The sequence below is a fragment of the Novosphingobium gossypii genome, from assembly GCF_050433305.1.
Taxonomy (GTDB): domain Bacteria; phylum Pseudomonadota; class Alphaproteobacteria; order Sphingomonadales; family Sphingomonadaceae; genus Novosphingobium; species Novosphingobium gossypii.
This window is the reverse complement of record NZ_JBNPXM010000006.1, coordinates 155,400-171,265: the sequence shown is the minus strand read 5'-3', so window position 1 is coordinate 171,265 and position 15,866 is coordinate 155,400. Positions and strand designations below refer to the sequence as shown.

The following is a 15,866-nucleotide window of genomic DNA, read 5'->3' as shown; positions in this document are numbered from 1 at the left end:
GCGCACGATGAAGAGGGTATCGATCCACGCGGCCTGCCTGATCGCCTGCGCGATCTCCGGGCCGCTGGCAGCGCAGCAGATCGCCTGGCCCGGCACCCGGATCAGCCATCCCAAGCTGGATGTGATCGGCCCTTACGACGCCCGCTTCCTGCAAGGGTCGGATGGGCTGGAGCATCTGCCGCAGGGCTACACGCAGGGCGAGACGCTGCCCGCGATGGAGCGCTGGACGATGCGCGTCTGGATCAAGCCTTCGCACCTGCCGCGTGGGCGCGCCGTCGTAGCTGCCTTTGGCACGCCCGATGCGCCATCGGCCCGGCAGTTTGCGCTGCAGGATGGCCGCGTCACGTTCGCCACCGGCGGGGCCATGCTGCGTGCGCGCTCCACGCTGACGGCGGATCGCTGGCATCTGCTGGTCGCGACTGGAGAAGGTGCGGCGCTGAAGCTCTACGTCGATGGCAAGCTGGCCGCATCGGGCAAGGCCGCGCCTGCCGCCGCCCCTGCCGCCGCCCTCGTCGCGATGGGACCGCGCATCGCCGCCGAGCCGGGCTTTGCCGGCGATCTCTCCGGGCTGACGCTGGAGCCGCGCGTGACCGACGCTGTGCAGGCGAAGGCGCTGCTGGCATCCGTGCCGGACGAGGCCCTGACCCGGTTCGAGGATGCCAGCCCTTCGTGGCCGCTTCAGGTCAAGACCCAGTACGGCCTTGCCACCGCGCAGCCCACCTGGACCCTGCCGCGCAGCAAGGCCCCGCTGCCCGCCCCGCAGGCAAAGCCGGTGCCGCAGCTCCCCGCGCTTGAGGACAAGGGCGCGGGCCGGTTCGCCGTCAACGGATGGCGCCTGATCGCCGCACCCAGCGTAAAGCAGGACGGCGCGGCGATTTCGCGCCCCGGCTTCGATGCGGGCGCGTGGTATGCCGCCACCGTGCCGGGCACCGTGCTGACGACGCTGGTCGATCGGGGCGTCTATCCCGATCCGACGATCGGCCTCAACAACATGGCGATTCCGGAAAGCCTGTCGCGGCAGGACTACTGGTATCGCAGCGAATTCGACTTGCCGCAGGGCGACGCGGGCGTGCAGACCCTGACATTCGCAGGCGTCAACTACGCGGCGCAGGTGTGGGTGAACGGCACGGCGGTCGGCACCATGAAGGGCGCGTTCGTGCGCGGCCGCTTCGACGTTGGCAAATACCTGATCCCCGGTGCGCGCAACAGCATCGCGGTGCGGGTATCACCGCCGCCGCATCCCGGCATCGCCCACGAACAGTCGCTGACCGGCGGACGCGGCGACAACGGCGGCGCGCTGATGGTCGATGGGCCGACTTTCGGCGCCAGCGAGGGGTGGGACTGGATCCCCGGCGTGCGCGATCGCAATACCGGCCTGTGGCTGGGGGTGGAGCTGGCGCGAACCGGCATGGTCACCATCGGCGACCCGGCGGTCTCCACTGCGCTGCCGCGCCCCGACAATTCGCTGGCCGAAGTGTCGATCGACGTGCCGGTGACAAACCACGCCGATGCCTCCGTGACCACGCAGGTCCGCGCCGGGTTCGATGACGTCGCGGTGTCCCGCTCTGTGACGCTGGGCGCGGGAGAGAGCGCTACGGTGCGCTTCCGCCCCGCCGACTTCCCCCAGCTGCGCGTTGCCAACCCGAAGCTGTGGTGGCCCAACGGCTATGGCGATCCCGCGCTGCATACCCTAAAGCTGACCGCCGAGGCGGGCGGCAAGCCCTCCGACAGCCGTTCGCTGGACTTCGGAATGCGCACGGTTACGTATGAGCTGTCCTCGCTCGACGATGAAGGCGCTCTGCGCCGCATCCTCGTCGACAGCGCGAAGGCGCGCGACCTCGGCACTCCGGTCATCGACGAACGCCACGCGGCCCTGCGCAAGGTGCGCGGCGGATGGGCCAATTCGCTGATGCCGGGGGCTGAGCGCTCGCCTGCGGTCAAGACCCTGCCCGACGATCCGCTGGCGCCGCAGATGGTGCTGCGCGTCAACGGCGTGCGCATCGCCGCGCGGGGCGGTAACTGGGGCATGGACGACATGATGAAGCGGGTCGGACAGGACCGGCTCGCGCCCTACTTCCGCCTCCACCGCGAAGCAGGGATGAACATCATCCGTAACTGGATGGGGCAGAGCACCGAAGAGGCGTTCTACGCGCTTGCCGATCGCTACGGCATGATGGTGCTCAGCGACTTCTGGGAATCGACGCAGGGCAACGACGCGGAGGCCGAGGACGTGCCCCTGTTCGTGGCCAACGCCCGCGACGTGGTCCGGCGGTACCGCACGCATCCCTCCATCGTCCTGTGGTTCGGCAGGAACGAGGGCGTGCCCCAGCCGATCCTGCAGGAAGCGTTGCAGAACCTCGTCTGGGAAGAGGACGGGACGCGGCTCTACAAAGGCAATTCGCGCATCATCAACCTGGGCGGATCGGGCCCATACGAATGGCATCCGCCGCAGGACTACTTCACCAGTTATCCGCGCGGTTTTGCGGTGGAAGTGGGCACGTCCAGCTTCCCGACGCTGGAAGCGTGGAAGCGCACCGTGCCGGCAGAGGCCGACCGCTGGCCGATCAGCGATGCGTGGGTCTACCACGACTGGCATCAGGAACGCGGTGTGTCGATGGCCAGCTTCGTTGCCGCCATGGACACCAAGTTCGGCCCCGCGCGCGACCTTGCCGACTTTGAAAGCAAGGCGCAGATGCTGAACTACGAAAGCCATCGCGCGATCTTCGAAGGGTTCAACGCCGGGCTGTGGACCACCAACAGCGCGCGCATGCTGTGGATGTCGCACCCGGCGTGGCCTTCTGCCGACTTCCAGATGTATTCGTCCGACTACGACACCCACGCCGCGTTCTATGGCGCGAAGAAGGGGGCAGAGCCGGTGCATGTCCAGATGGACCAGCCCGACCGGCGCGTGTTCATGGTCAACACCACCCGCGCTGCGTTGCCCGGCGTGCGCGTGGTTGCGCGTGTCACCGATCTGGGCGGTCGGGCGTTGGTGACGAAGGAGGCGAGGCTGGATGTTGCGGCAGGCGCAAAGGCAGAAGCCTTCACGCTCGATCTGGACGAGAGCCTGGGCAAGGGACCGGTGCTGGTGCGCCTTGAGGCATTCGGCGCGGACGGCGCGCGGATTTCTGACAACTTCTACTGGCAGGCCGCGAAGCCGGCGGACCTCAGGGCGCTGACCACACTGCCGCAGCCGACCATTGCGGCGCGGCGCGTGGCGGACGGCGTGGAAGGCGAGGAGCGCGTGGTCGCCATCGACCTGCACAACAGCGGCACCGGTCCGGCGTTGCAGACCAAGCTGACGCTGTTCGACGAAAAGGGCGACCAGATCCTGCCCGCTTACTTCAGTGACAACTACGTATCGCTGCTGGGTGGAGAAACCCGGCGGGTGACGGTGCGCTACCCGGCTGCGCGTGGCGCGGCCAAGGTACGGATGCGGGGCTGGAACCTGCCCGAGAGCGCCATCGAATAAGCCCCCCCTGCCGTCCCTCGCGCGCCATCCTCCTCCAGGCGCGCGGGACGGCAGACGTCGTCGCAGCGGGCGGATCGTTTCCCGCCCGCTGCGACCTTTTTTACCAGCGGATTTCGACTTTTCGCGGTGTCTCGTCGGACAGGACGCGGATCTGCAGCACGCCGTCGTGGAACGTCGTCGCCGTGACCGGCGCGCCATCGCAGAGCACCTGCCGGGGCGCGGTCTTTGCGATGATGGAGATCAGCGCGGTGCCTTGCGGATCGTTGCCGCGCATACCGCTCTGGCGGAAGGTCAGGGTCTTGGCATCTGCCGCCACGTCGGTGATGCGCGCGCCTGCTGCCGCCACGGTGTGCGGCGCTACCCGGTCAAGATCGACCAGCAGTCGCCGCGATCCGCCCGTCAGCGGGACGTTGCGCACCACCGGCTGCCGGGCGTCGAACAGGTCGATGAAGCGGCCTTGAAGGGGCTTTGCGGTGGCTGCGGCGCCCTCCAGCCCCGCCGCTATGACCAGAGAGCCGCGCCGCAGCACCAGCGCCGGGCTTTCGCGCCAGCTGACCCCGACAGACTGCGCAGCCGTGCGGGCCAGCGCGCGCACCGCACTGCTGCCGTCGCGCACCTGCCCCAGCATCGAGGGGGACCGGGCAAGGAACTGCACCGATCCCTTGCCTACCCGTACCGGCGCGCTGGTCGTCTTGTCGGGCACGCCAAGTGCCTCGAAAAGATGCAGCCGCGCGGTGGCATAGTGGTTACCGCCAGTGTTCCACCAGTCTGTCGCGCGGTGGTAGGGGTCGGCGTCGTCATCCACCACCACCAGCGCGCCGCCGCGGCGTACCCAGTCGGCCAGCTGCGCATGGAACGCGGGCGAGGGTGGCTTCTGCCCCTCATACGTCAGAACCAGCACTTTGTAGGCGTCCAGCGGATCGGCGCCGTCCTTGACGCGGCTCGTCTCGATCTGGACCGGCTCCACCGGCACGCCGCGCGTCAGCAGCGGTAGGGCCAGACCGTAGAAGTTGCCAAGCGCAGCGTCTGACGGCTGGGGATCTGCGCGCTGGAACATGATGGTGTCGCTCACCAGCACGCCGATCCCGCGCGTGCCCGACGCCTGCCAGTGGGTGGGGGCGCCGGGAATTTCGCTGAGCGCATGGAACACCGTCTGCAGCTCGGCGAAGTAATCCGACGGGATCAGCGACTTTTCCGTCGATCCGCCGCCTTCGCTGACCGGATAGAGCGACTTGGCGCCGAAAATGCGGTCGGGCCAGGGCAGCACCTCGTAGCTGGAGACATCGGGCTGCATCAGCGAGGCGGTGAGGGTGGATTCCCAGTTGCGGCGGTAATCGGTCCAGGAATGGTCGGGATTGTCCTCGATCGGGTCGTTCAGATACCAGATGGTCTTGCCGGACGAGCGTGCGATGTTCTGCAGTGCGCCGTATTCGAGGAACGCGGACTCGAACGTGCGCTGGGCCTTGACGCCGTCGAGCACCGTGGGCGTGCGCGCGGTGCCGGTCCACACTTGCGCGATGTAACCATCGGCGCCCACGTCCAGCAGCGAGGATTCGGGCGAGACGATCTTCCACTGCGCATAGTTCAGCACCGAATGTGTGGCGACGTAGCACGGGATCGTGCGGCCATGCGCCTTGCCCCATTCGCGCACATACTCGAACACCTGCTCCAGCGCGCGGCGATAGAGCAGGTACTTCAGCCGCGATGCGCGGTATTGCGCGTCGGGCGAGGTATCGGGTGCTTCCCATGGGGTTCCGTAATGCGCCTGCCAGGCGGCCTTGAAGGCGCTGGACCAGCCCGCCTTGGCCCAGAATTCCGGCTCTTCCAGATAGATCGCCTCAGCGCCTGCCTCCAGCGCACGTTGCACGCCGCGGTTGAGGTAGCGGCCATAGGCTTCGGTCGGGACGATATAGGGGACTTCGCGGCCGGTATGAAGCAGCAGCTTGCCGCCCTTCGCCTCCTGCGTTTCGTCCCAATGCTCACGCCCGTCGAAATCGCCGCGCAGGTAATCGGCGTAGGTGCCCCAGGATACCCCGGTCATCACCGTCACGCGGTAGCCATGATCGCGCCAGCTGCGGATGCGCTCGGGCAGCGTCTCGTCGATGCCGTAGACCATCACCGTGCCGGCATCGACGTTGACGCGCGGCGACCACCAGCCGTCGGTCTGGAACGTCAGGTTCGCCGATGGCCGGGCGGGGGTTTCGGCGTAGGCGCGGGCGGGCAGGACACAGGCCGAACAGGTTAGCGCAAGCGGGGCCAGCGCAAGGCGGAACGAAGGTGGCATAGACATTCTTTCGCGATCAGAGGACGGCGGAAACGCCCAGCGTAAGGATCAGCGCGACGACCGAGATCAGCGTCTCGCACACGGTCCAGCTGCGCACGGTGTCGGCCATCGAAAGGCCGAAGTATTCCTTCACCAGCCAGAACCCGCCGTCGTTGACGTGGCTAAGCACGACCGATCCCGCGCCTGTGGCGATCACCAGCAGTTCCGGCCGCGTGCCCGACAGCGTCACCAGCGGCGCGACGATGCCCACCGTCGTCGCCATCGCTACGGTGGCGGAACCGGTAGCGATGCGCAGCAGGGCGGCGATCAGCCAGGCCAGCACGACCACCGGAAGATGTGCCTGTGCGGCGGCGGCGATGATCGCGTCGGACACGCCGCCTGCCGTCAGCACTTTGCCAAAGCCCGCGCCGACGCCGACCACCAGCGTGATCATCGCGGTGGGGGCAAGGCAGTCGTTCGTGTAGTCGCGGATGGTCTCAAGGCTGAGGCCGCGGGCCAGTCCCAGTGTCCAGTAACTGACCAGCACCGCCGCCAGCAGCGCCACCACCGGGCTGCCGACAAGGCGAAGGGCGCTTTCTGGCGGGGAACCGGTGGGCAGTACCAGACTGGCGAAACTGCCCGCCAGCATCAGAGCCACCGGCAGCAGCAGCGTGGCGACGGTCACGCCGAAACCGGGCAACTCGCGTGGTGCTTCCTGCGTGGGCGCGGTTGACGGACTGGTCGGCCCGGTCAGGCGCGGGACGATCCAGCGCGCATAGAGCGGCCCGGCGACCATCGCTGTGGGCACCCCGATCAGCAGTGCGAAGGCGATCGTCAGCCCCAGGTCGGCGCCATAGGACTGCGCTGCCAGCATCGCGGCGGGATGCGGCGGGACCATGGCATGGACCACCGACAGCCCCGCCGCCATTGGCAGGGCGATCCGCATCGGATGGGCGCCCACCTGCCGTGCCAGCGTGAAGACGATCGGCACCAGCAGGACGAAGCCGACTTCGAAGAATACCGGCAGGCCGACGACCAGCGCCACCGTCATCATCGCCCAGTCGGCGCGGGGGGCGCCGAACCATCCGACGATTGTCCCGGCGATCCGCTCCGCGCCGCCCGACTGCACCAGCATCCGGCCCAGGATCGTGCCCAGCCCGACCACCAGCGCGATATGGCCCAGCGCATTGCCAACACCGCCCTCGAACGTGCGGACGATCTCTGCAGGCGGGATCCCCACCACCCAGGCAAGGCCCAGGGAAACTAGGATCAGCGCAATGGCGGGGCTGAGCTGCACGCGCACGATCAGCATGATCAGGATGACGATCGCGGCCAGTGCCTCGACCAGCAGAACCGCCCCGCCGCTCATGTCAGGGGCGCTTCCAGGCGATGCAGTCGACTTCGACCTTGCAATCCACCACCATCGGCGACACCACGCAGGCGCGAGCCGGCGGGTGTGCGCCGAAGTATTCCTTGAACACGCGGTTGAACGATTGGAAATCGCGCGCATCGTCCAGCCACACGCCGCAGCGCACGACGTGTTCGGGGCCGTAGCCGGCCTCTTCCAGGATCGCCAAGACGTTGCGGATGGCCTGATGCGACTGGGCGACGATGCCGCCGTCGATCACTTCGCCATCCACCATCGCCACCTGGCCCGAAACGTAGAGCCAGCCATCGGCAGCCACTGCGCGCGCGAACGGCAGATGCTGTCCTCCGGTGCCCTTGCCGCCTTCAACGCCGAACCGTTCGATACCGTCAGTCACTTGCAATTTCCTTCTTTGGGATGGATGGGAAAGGGGCGCCGCAGCATCCTGCCGCCGCGCCTGCCGGTTGGACCATGTGCGTCCAGCGTCGCCACGCCGTTGACCCAGATGGCCACGATGCCCGCTGCCGGCTGACGCGGGTCGTCATAGGTCGCACGATCGGCAATGGTTTCGGCATCGAACAGCACCATGTCGGCAGCCATGCCGGGGCGCAGGTAGCCCCGATCTCGCAGGCCAAGGGTGTCGGCGGTGAGGCCGGTCATCTTGCGGACCGCCTGCGCCAGCGACAGCAGCTCGCGATCGCGCGCATAGTGGCTGAGCACGCGGGGAAAGCTGCCCCACAGGCGGGGATGAGGCTGGGGGTCGCAGGGCAGCCCGTCAGACCCGATCATCGTCAGCGGGTGCGAGAGGATGCGGTCGACGTCGGCCTCCGCCATGCAGTGATAGACCGCGCCTGCCGGCTGCAATCGGGCTGCCGCCGCCTTGATGTCAAGGTTCCAGTCGGCGGCGATCTCGGCCAGCATACGCCCGGCCTGCGCCGGTTCCGGGTTGGACCATGTAATGCGGATCGGCGTTTCGGGTACGACCTGCTTGAGGTCCAGCGTGGAAGAGCTGGCGGTGTAGGGGTAGCAGTCGCAGGCGACAGGCTGGCTCTGCGCCGCGGCCTCCATCTGCGCCAGGATCGCTGCGCTGCGCCCATACTGCGGCGCTCCCGCGCACTTGAGATGCGATACGACGACCGGGGCCGCGCCATGGCGGGCGATGGCAAACGCCTCGCCCAGTGCCACGTCGATGCCTTCGGCTTCGCTGCGCAGATGGGTGCAATAAAGCGCCCCGGTTTCGCGCAAGGCGTCGGCCAGCGCCATGACTTCCCCGGTAGAGGCGGCGTTTGCATTGGCGTAGGCAAGGCCGGTGGAAAGACCGAACGCGCCCGCTTGCAGCGCCGTTGCCAGCTCCTCGCGCATGGCGGCGCGCTCGTCTGCATCGGCGTCACGGTCCAGACGGGTCATGTGCCGTGCGCGCAAGGCAGTGTGGCCGACCAGTGCGATGACATTGGTCGCAGGCCCTGCCTGCTCCACGGCGGCCGCATAACTAGCGAAATCCGGGTAGCTGAACTGCTCTGCCGGGCCAAGCAGGACAAGCGGATCGGGCAGGGCGGCGTCGACGGGGAATGGCGTGGTCGCGCTGATCCCGCAGTTGCCGACGACGACGGTGGTAACACCCTGCGTGACCTTGGCCGTCATTTCCGGTGTCGCGATGACCGCAAGGTCGTCATGCGTATGCACGTCGATGAAGCCGGGCGCGAGGGTCAGGCCGGTGCCGTCGATGATGGCATCGCCGGGGGCGGCCACTATCGAGCCTACCGCCTCGATCATGCCGTCGGCAAAGGCGATGTCGGCAAGGATGGCAGGGCTGCCGCTGCCGTCCAGCATTTGCGCGCCTGCAATGATCGTGCGTGTCATCCCGCATCCGCCTCCCGTGATAAGGGGCGTTGTCACCTGACGGCCAGATAATGTAAACAAATTTCTTTATTTAATGGAGTGTATGCCTTGGACCTTGCTGCGCATGATTATCACAAGGGTGTCGGCCTTGGCGACTTTCGGGACTGGAACCTGCTGCGCGGGGATGTGCCGTTTCCGGCGGCCGTGCTGCGCGAATCGCGCATCCGGCACAATCTGGACTGGATGCGCGGCTTCATGGACGCTTACGGCATGGCGCTGGCTCCGCACGGCAAGACCACGATGGCCCCGGCGCTGTTCCGGCGGCAACTGGACGCAGGCGCATGGGGCATCACTGTGGCGACCAGCCAGCAGGCGAAGGTGGCAGCCGCCGCAGGGGCAGAGCGCATCCTGATCGCCAATCAGGTCGTCGGCACGGCCAATGTCGCCGCGCTGGCGGACCTGCTGGAACAGCATGGCCCGGCGCTGCGACTGCTGTGTCTGGTCGATTCCGCCGCAAGCGTGGCGCTGCTGGGCGAGACGTGCCGTGCGCGCGGGGTGGTGCTGGACGTACTGGTGGAACTGGCCCCCGCACCCGACCAGCCCGGACTTCGCGCCGGTGTGCGCGACGATGCAGGGCTGGAACGGGTACTGGCAGCGCTGGCGCAATGGCCGGACGCGCTGCGGCTGGCGGGGGTCGAGTTCTACGAAGGCGTGCTGCCGGACGAGGGCGAAATCCGCCGCTTCGTGCGCCGGGCGGTGGAGACGACGGAACGGCTGATCGGAACCGGGGCAATCGCAAGTGCGCCGGCAATCCTCTCGGGCGCGGGATCGGCCTGGTACGACATCGTCGCCGAGGAAACCGCCGAACTCGCCCGGAGCGGCGCGGCGGAGGTGGTGCTGCGGCCCGGCTGCTACATCAGTCACGATGACGGCATCTACCGCGAGGCGCAGGCCCGTATCCTGCAACGCAACCCGGTGGCGCCTACTATGGGCACGGCACTGAAGCCCGCGCTGCAGGTCTGGGCGGTGGTGCAGTCCATCCCGGACACAGGCCGTGCGCTGGTCGCCATGGGCAAGCGTGACGTCGCCTTCGACGCCGGGATGCCGCGCCCCGCCACGGTATTCCGTGCCGATAGGGACGCGGCCCCGCAGGAAGTCCCGCAGGGCTGGGAGGTCACGGGCATGATGGACCAGCACGCATACCTGACTTTCACGCCGGGCGACGACATTGCCGTGGGCGACGTGATCGCCTTCGAGATTTCCCACCCGTGCCTCACCTTCGACAAATGGCGCCGCATCCTTGTCGTCGACGATGCGCAGACATGCGTGGAAGTGGTGGAGACGTTCTTCTAGCCGGCAACGTTCAGGGCAGCGACCGGTAGAAGTCCAGCTTCATGTCTTCGGCCACGCAGGCCAGGATCGGCGGGACCAGCCGGTCGTGGAAGTCGATGTGCATGTGCTTTTCGTAGGCGGCCTCGTCGCGAAAGGTGGCGACGACCTGGAACAGGTCGGGGTCGTCTTCGGACTGGAAGAGTTCGTAGACGAGGGCGTCTGGCTCGTTCTCGAAGACAAGGCCCTTCAGTTCGGATTGCAGCGCGATCATGTCGGCGCGCTTTTCGGGGCGGGTGCGCAACCGGGCGATGAAGCTCTTGGCGGGCATCAGGCGTTGCCCGCCGGGGCTCGTGCGGTTTCGGGTTCGAGGTCGAACAGCAGTTCGCGTTCGTACGTGCCCTCCATGCAGCCCACGATCTGCTCGATCAAAGGTTTGTTGTGAGAGTAGTCCATGTGCGCCTGATCGGCGGCTTCGTCGACGAAGCTTTCGTGGACGGCGAACATTCCGGGTTCGGCCAGCCGGAAGAACTTGTACGCCAGCGTGCCGGGTTCGTGGCGCGACAATTCCTCCATCTGGCGGGCCAGGGTGATGAAATCGTCCTGCCGGTCCTCCCGGACGCGGAAACGGGACAGAAAGCTGAAGGCCATGTGCCGGTCTTTCCTTTCAGGGCGGGCGCGATTCGCTGTCCGCAGAGCCTCTTCCAAAAGCCGCGCCTGTTTCGGCGCGTGCCTGGAAGAGGATAAGGCAATACCGGATAAAAACAATCACGAATGCATGTAATGTCCGCGTTTCGGGCCGGTGGCGCGGTTTGGCAGGTAACCTTCGCATGGCCTGCAAACCGCCATCGCCGAGGCCGCCAAAAAAACATACATGAATGATTGCCAAACCGTGGCTTCGTGATAATCCTTGGTGCAACCCGCAGGCAAATGGCGGGGCACAAGGAGAGAGGCATGTTCACCAGGCAGCTTTACTGCTCGTCGTGCGCGTTCGCGCTCGTCACCGGACTCGCTGGCACCGCAGCCTTTGCGCAGGAGGCAAACCCGCCGGCCCCGCAATCGGGCACTCCGACCAGCGGCGGTCTGGCCGAAATCGTCGTCACCGCCACCCGCCGTGCCACCGACCTGCAATCGACCCCGGTTTCGGTTTCGGCGGTGGATAGCACGCTTATCGCGCAGGCGGCGCCCCGCGATCTGGGCGACATCGCCGCCTTCGTACCGAACTTCTCGGCCGCCACGATCGCCAACTTCAATGCGGCCAGCTTTGCGATGCGCGGTGTCGGGCAAACATCGATCATCGTCTACTTCGAGCCGCCTGTGGCCGTGCTGGTGGACGACTTCGTGGTGCCGTCGGTCCAGACGCAGTTGCTCGACACGTTCGACATCGCCCAAGTCGAAGTGCTGCGCGGGCCGCAGGGTACGCTGTTCGGCAAGAACACCACCGGGGGCGTCGTCACGGTGCGGACCAAGAGGCCGCAGCTGGAATATGTCGGCGTCGATGCGCGGGCGGAGTTCGGCGACTTCGGCCAGCGCAAGCTGCAGGCGGCGATGAACGTGCCGATTTCCGACTTTGCCGCATTCCGTCTTGTTGGCGGATACGAGAAGTCTGACGGTTTCTACAGGAACGGTGCCTGCTACGGCCCGGTCACCGGGTTCGTCGACAACAAGTTTCAGGGCCGCAGCGGCTGTCTTGGCGGGGAACGGCTGGGCGGCAAGGACGTGTGGCAGGCCCGCGCCAAGCTGCTGGTCGAGCCTTCGCCCAACTTCAGCGCGCTGTTCCAGTACGAATGGATCCGGGACCGTTCGGACTCGGTGCCTTCGGTGAACGAGAACTACCTCTATACCGGCACCAATCCCTTCGTCACCGATCTGGTGGGGCTGACCGATCCGAATGCGCAGTCGAAGGATCCGCTGGACCGCGCCGGTTATACCGGGCGGCACGACGGGCTGATGTTCATGGACAAGGGCCAGAGAATTTCTGTCGACGGGTTCTACGCCAACCTGGAATACGACACCGGCATCGGCACGGTGACGTCGGTATCGGGATACCGCAACCAGCGTTCGCGCATTCCCAACTCCTACGCTGGCGCGACGGCGGTGGCCGCGGACGGCCAGTACCTGTCGTTCTTCGATGCCACCCGTGACGACAACCGCAAGACGTGGCAGCAGGAATTGCGCTTCGCGTCCGACCTGCAGGGGCCGTTCAACTTCGTTGCAGGCGGGTTCTACCAGCGGGACAAGATCGACTTCTGCGTGTCGCAACTGCTTGGCTTCCTGGATCTGACGTCCGGCCCGCTGCCCTTCGGCAACTGGAACGATACGCCCTACATCCTGTGCAACGCCCAGCGGGCAAAGTCGCGCGCGGTGTTTCTGGAAGGTACGCTGAAGCTGGGCGAGAAGCTGACGATCGTGGCAGGCGGGCGCTACACCTGGGATGACAAGACTTGGCTGGGGCGCCAGCAAACCTTCATTCCCGCGCTGAACGGCGGGTTCGATCCCACGATTTCCATCGACAGCGCGCTGGATGCCAGCGTCTACAATTACCCCTTCGGCGTCGTCAGCGTGAAGGGCAAGTGGCGCGAGCCGACCTACCGGGCCAGCATCAGCTATCAGGCGACCGACGACCTGTTTGTCTTCGGCGGCTATTCGCGCGGCTACAAGGGCGGCGGTTTCAACGACCAGATCGGCGGGTTCGCGGCCTTCGGAGAGGATCTCGACGCGTTTCGCGCCGCGGCACGTCCGACCAATCCGGAAAAAGCGGACAGCTTCGAACTGGGCTTCAAGTCGCAATTCCTGGACAACCGGCTGCGCTTCAACCTGACCGGCTTCTACGTGAAGTACAAGGACCTGCAAAAACAGCTGAACGTGCCGATCGAGGTCAACGGCCAGCCCAATCAGGTGACGATCTTCGTCAATGCCGCGAATGCGGACGTGAAGGGCATCGAGGCGGAGCTTTCTGCCAGCCCGGTGGAAGGGCTGACCTTGCGCGGCGTGCTGGGTTATCAGGACGGCAAGTACAAGACCTACACCGCCGACAACGCAGGATACGACCTTGCCAGTGCGCCGTTGGACCGTGCGCCCAAGTGGCAGTGGACGCTCGACGGCGTCTATTCGCTGCCGCTGGGAAGCGATCACAAGCTGACCGTCAACGGCAATGTCGCCTATACCGGGCGCAATCTCAACACGCAGGCTATCGACGATCCGCTAGGCAACACGTTCCTCAATGCGCGCACGCTGGTGAACGGGTCTATCACGCTGGCCCAGGCGGACGACCGCTATTACGTGCGCGTGGTCGGCAAGAACCTGACCGACAAGCGCTATCGCATCGCCTCGCAGAATGTCGCGGGGCTGTGGCTCAATTCGCAATTCGGGCCGCCGCGCTACTTCGGCGTCGAAGTGGGCGTGTCGTTCGGCGACCATCTTTGAAAGGTGCCTGATGATTGAGGCAAAGGTGCTGCGTGGCGGGGTTACCCTTGCGCTTGTTTTGATGCTTGCAGCCTGCGGGTCGGCTGACCAGCAGGCGCTGGCAGGCAAGGAGACGGACAGGGGCGCTCCCGAAGGGTGGGAGCGCCAGTTGGACGATGGCAGCGACGGCGAGGACTGGCCCGCCTTCGGGCGCACCTATGGCGAGCAGCACTACAGCCCGCTGGAGCAGATCAATGCGGGCAATGTCGGCGATCTGGGGCTTGTCTGGGCGGTGGACCTGCCGCCCGGCAACCCCGCCACCGGGCCGATCGAGGTGGCGGGCACGGTCTACCTTGCCAGCGGCTATTCGGTGGTGCGCGCGATCGACGTCGCCACCGGCAAGATAAAGTGGGAACACGATCCCCACGCGCCCGAGGCGTCCGGCATCCGGCTGCGACAAGGCTGGGGCAGCCGCGGCATCGCCTACTGGAACCACAAGGTCATCACCGCGACGCAGGACGGCCGGCTGGTGGCGCTGGACGAGAAGACCGGCAAGCCGGTGTGGACCGTGCAGACGCTGGAAGAAGGCGCGCCGATGTTCATCTCCGGCCCGCCGCGGGTCTTCGATGGCAAGGTCATCATCGGCAATGCCGGGTCGGACGAAAGCGCCGTGCGCGGCTTCGTCACCGCGTTCGATGCGGACACCGGCAAACAGCTGTGGAAGTTCTACACCGTGCCCGGCGATCCGTCGAAAGGTTTCGAGGACGAAACCCAGCGCATGGCCGCCAGAACCTGGAGCGGGGACTGGTGGAAGTACGGCGGTGGCGGTTCGGTGTGGAACGCCATCACCTACGACAAGGCCAACGACCAGATCCTGCTGGGCACCGGCAACGGCGCGCCGTGGAACCACAAGATCCGGTCCATGGGCAAGGGCGACAACCTGTTCGTGTGCTCCATCGTCGCGCTGGATGCGAAGACGGGCAAGTACAAGTGGCATTACCAGATCAATCCCGGCGAAAGCTGGGACTTCAATGCCGCGATGGACATGGAACTGGCCGACCTGACCATCGACGGCAAGCCGCGGCAGGTGGTGATGACGGCGCCCAAGAACGGGTTCTACTACGTCATCGACCGCAAGAACGGAAAGCTGATCTCTGCCGAGCCGTTCGTGGAAGTGACCTGGGCCAAGAAGATCGACATTGCCTCCGGTCGCCCGGTGGAGAACCCCGGCGTGCGCTACGAAAGCGGCAAGACGACGTTCCGCCCGACGCCGCTCGGCGCGCACAGCTGGATGCCTATGGCCTACAGTCCGAAGACGAAGCTGACCTACATCCCCGCGATCGACCTACAGGCACATTTCGACGACACCGGCATCACGCGCGAAAACTTCAAGTTCGCAGAAGGCATGGCGCTGTCGCCGGGCGTGGGATACGCGATCGACGCAGGCGGCAAGGAGGTCACCGGATGGCTGATCGCCTGGGATCCGGTGGCGCAGAAGCCGCGCTGGAAGCTGCCGATGCCGACGCACGGCAACGGCGGCATCATGGCGACGGGCGGCAATCTGGTGTTTCAGGGCAGGCCGGACGGAGGCTTTTCAGCCTACGATGCGCAGAACGGCAAGCGGCTGTGGAACTTCGATGCGCGCGCTGGCGTGGTGGCCCCGCCGATCACCTATCGCGTGAACGGCAGGCAGTACGTCACCGTGATCGCCGGGATCGGCACCAGCGTGGGCCTGTTCGGGCCGATGTTTGCCAAGTACGGTATCGATTACCGCACGCAGGCGCGCCGGGTGCTGACGTTCGCGATAGGCGGCAAGGCCACTCTGCCGCCGCGCACGCCGTACAAGGCGGTGGCGTTCGATGACCCCGGCTTTGCGCCCGATGCCGCCAAGGCCGCGCGCGGGGAGGGGATATTCGGCGGACGTTGCGCCGTTTGTCACGGCACGTCGGTCATCGCCGGAGGTACTGCGCCTGACCTGCGCACGTCGCCAATCCCGGCCGATGCCAACGCCTTTGCCGAAGTGGTGAAGAACGGGGCGCTGGTGCCGGCGGGCATGCCGCAGTTCGGGGAGTTCTCCGCCGACCAGCTGGATGCCCTGCGCCACTATATCCGCACCCGCGCCGAAGTGCTGCGCAGTGGTCGCCGGGACAGTTCGGTGGGTTCGGCGCACAAGACAGGGGAGTAGGCGCGCA

10 protein-coding genes are annotated in these 15,866 nt (G+C 66.4%); 4 read left to right on the top strand and 6 right to left on the bottom strand.

Features of this window, described 5'->3' with window-relative positions; all coding sequences use genetic code 11:
* Positions 1-7 precede the first annotated feature (7 nt).
* Entirely contained in the window at positions 8-3,472 is a 3,465-nt protein-coding gene (locus tag GGR40_RS13170) for a glycosyl hydrolase 2 galactose-binding domain-containing protein (RefSeq protein WP_429276697.1), read from the top strand.
* A 100-nt stretch (positions 3,473-3,572) separates the two neighbouring features.
* On the opposite strand, the gene GGR40_RS13165 is transcribed toward GGR40_RS13170, so the two are convergent.
* From GGR40_RS13165 to GGR40_RS13150, 4 genes are read right to left on the bottom strand one after another with little or no spacing between them, the layout of a single operon-like run.
* Positions 3,573-5,762, bottom strand: coding sequence for a hypothetical protein (locus tag GGR40_RS13165; RefSeq protein ID WP_429276696.1), 2,190 nt, complete (start codon positions 5,760-5,762; stop codon positions 3,573-3,575).
* 10 nt (positions 5,763-5,772) lie between these two features.
* A complete protein-coding gene (locus GGR40_RS13160; RefSeq protein ID WP_429276695.1) occupies positions 5,773-7,104 on the bottom strand; it encodes a GntT/GntP/DsdX family permease in 1,332 nt (443 codons plus the stop codon).
* A 1-nt stretch (position 7,105) separates the two neighbouring features.
* The gene (locus GGR40_RS13155; protein WP_429276694.1) at positions 7,106-7,498 is read right to left on the bottom strand and encodes a RidA family protein; all 393 of its coding nucleotides are present in this window, start codon (positions 7,496-7,498) and stop codon (positions 7,106-7,108) included.
* Positions 7,495-8,961 carry an N-acyl-D-amino-acid deacylase family protein gene (locus tag GGR40_RS13150; protein WP_429276693.1) on the bottom strand — a complete coding sequence of 489 codons (1,467 nt, stop codon included), beginning with the start codon at positions 8,959-8,961 and terminating at the stop codon, positions 7,495-7,497. The genes GGR40_RS13155 and GGR40_RS13150 overlap by 4 nt, the downstream gene beginning before the upstream one ends.
* A gap of 87 nt (positions 8,962-9,048) precedes the next feature.
* Between GGR40_RS13150 and GGR40_RS13145 the strand changes: the two genes are divergently transcribed.
* Entirely contained in the window at positions 9,049-10,293 is a 1,245-nt protein-coding gene (locus tag GGR40_RS13145; RefSeq protein ID WP_429276692.1) for an amino acid deaminase, read from the top strand.
* A 10-nt stretch (positions 10,294-10,303) separates the two neighbouring features.
* Here the strand turns inward: GGR40_RS13145 and GGR40_RS13140 are convergent, their stop codons facing one another.
* Together GGR40_RS13140 and GGR40_RS13135 are read right to left on the bottom strand one after the other, a co-directional pair.
* Positions 10,304-10,600 carry a putative quinol monooxygenase gene (locus GGR40_RS13140; protein WP_429276691.1) on the bottom strand — a complete coding sequence of 99 codons (297 nt, stop codon included), beginning with the start codon at positions 10,598-10,600 and terminating at the stop codon, positions 10,304-10,306.
* The gene (locus GGR40_RS13135) at positions 10,600-10,920 is read right to left on the bottom strand and encodes a putative quinol monooxygenase (protein ID WP_429276690.1); all 321 of its coding nucleotides are present in this window, start codon (positions 10,918-10,920) and stop codon (positions 10,600-10,602) included. Before GGR40_RS13135 ends, GGR40_RS13140 begins: the two co-directional genes overlap by 1 nt.
* A gap of 303 nt (positions 10,921-11,223) precedes the next feature.
* On the opposite strand from GGR40_RS13135, the gene GGR40_RS13130 reads away from it, so the two are divergent.
* A complete protein-coding gene (locus GGR40_RS13130) occupies positions 11,224-13,695 on the top strand; it encodes a TonB-dependent receptor (RefSeq protein WP_429276689.1) in 2,472 nt (823 codons plus the stop codon).
* 10 nt (positions 13,696-13,705) lie between these two features.
* Positions 13,706-15,859 carry a PQQ-dependent dehydrogenase, methanol/ethanol family gene (locus tag GGR40_RS13125; RefSeq protein WP_429276688.1) on the top strand — a complete coding sequence of 718 codons (2,154 nt, stop codon included), beginning with the start codon at positions 13,706-13,708 and terminating at the stop codon, positions 15,857-15,859.
* The last annotated feature ends 7 nt before the right edge of the window (positions 15,860-15,866 follow it).

Coding starts and splice junctions, on each gene's coding strand:
- GGR40_RS13170 (WP_429276697.1), top strand. CDS start 8: ATGAAGAGGGTATCGATCCACGCGGCCTGCCTGATCGCCTGCGCGATC.
- GGR40_RS13165 (WP_429276696.1), bottom strand. CDS start 5,762: ATGTCTATGCCACCTTCGTTCCGCCTTGCGCTGGCCCCGCTTGCGCTA.
- GGR40_RS13160 (WP_429276695.1), bottom strand. CDS start 7,104: ATGAGCGGCGGGGCGGTTCTGCTGGTCGAGGCACTGGCCGCGATCGTC.
- GGR40_RS13150 (WP_429276693.1), bottom strand. CDS start 8,961: ATGACACGCACGATCATTGCAGGCGCGCAAATGCTGGACGGCAGCGGC.
- GGR40_RS13140 (WP_429276691.1), bottom strand. CDS start 10,600: ATGCCCGCCAAGAGCTTCATCGCCCGGTTGCGCACCCGCCCCGAAAAG.
- GGR40_RS13135 (WP_429276690.1), bottom strand. CDS start 10,920: ATGGCCTTCAGCTTTCTGTCCCGTTTCCGCGTCCGGGAGGACCGGCAG.
- GGR40_RS13130 (WP_429276689.1), top strand. CDS start 11,224: ATGTTCACCAGGCAGCTTTACTGCTCGTCGTGCGCGTTCGCGCTCGTC.
- GGR40_RS13125 (WP_429276688.1), top strand. CDS start 13,706: ATGATTGAGGCAAAGGTGCTGCGTGGCGGGGTTACCCTTGCGCTTGTT.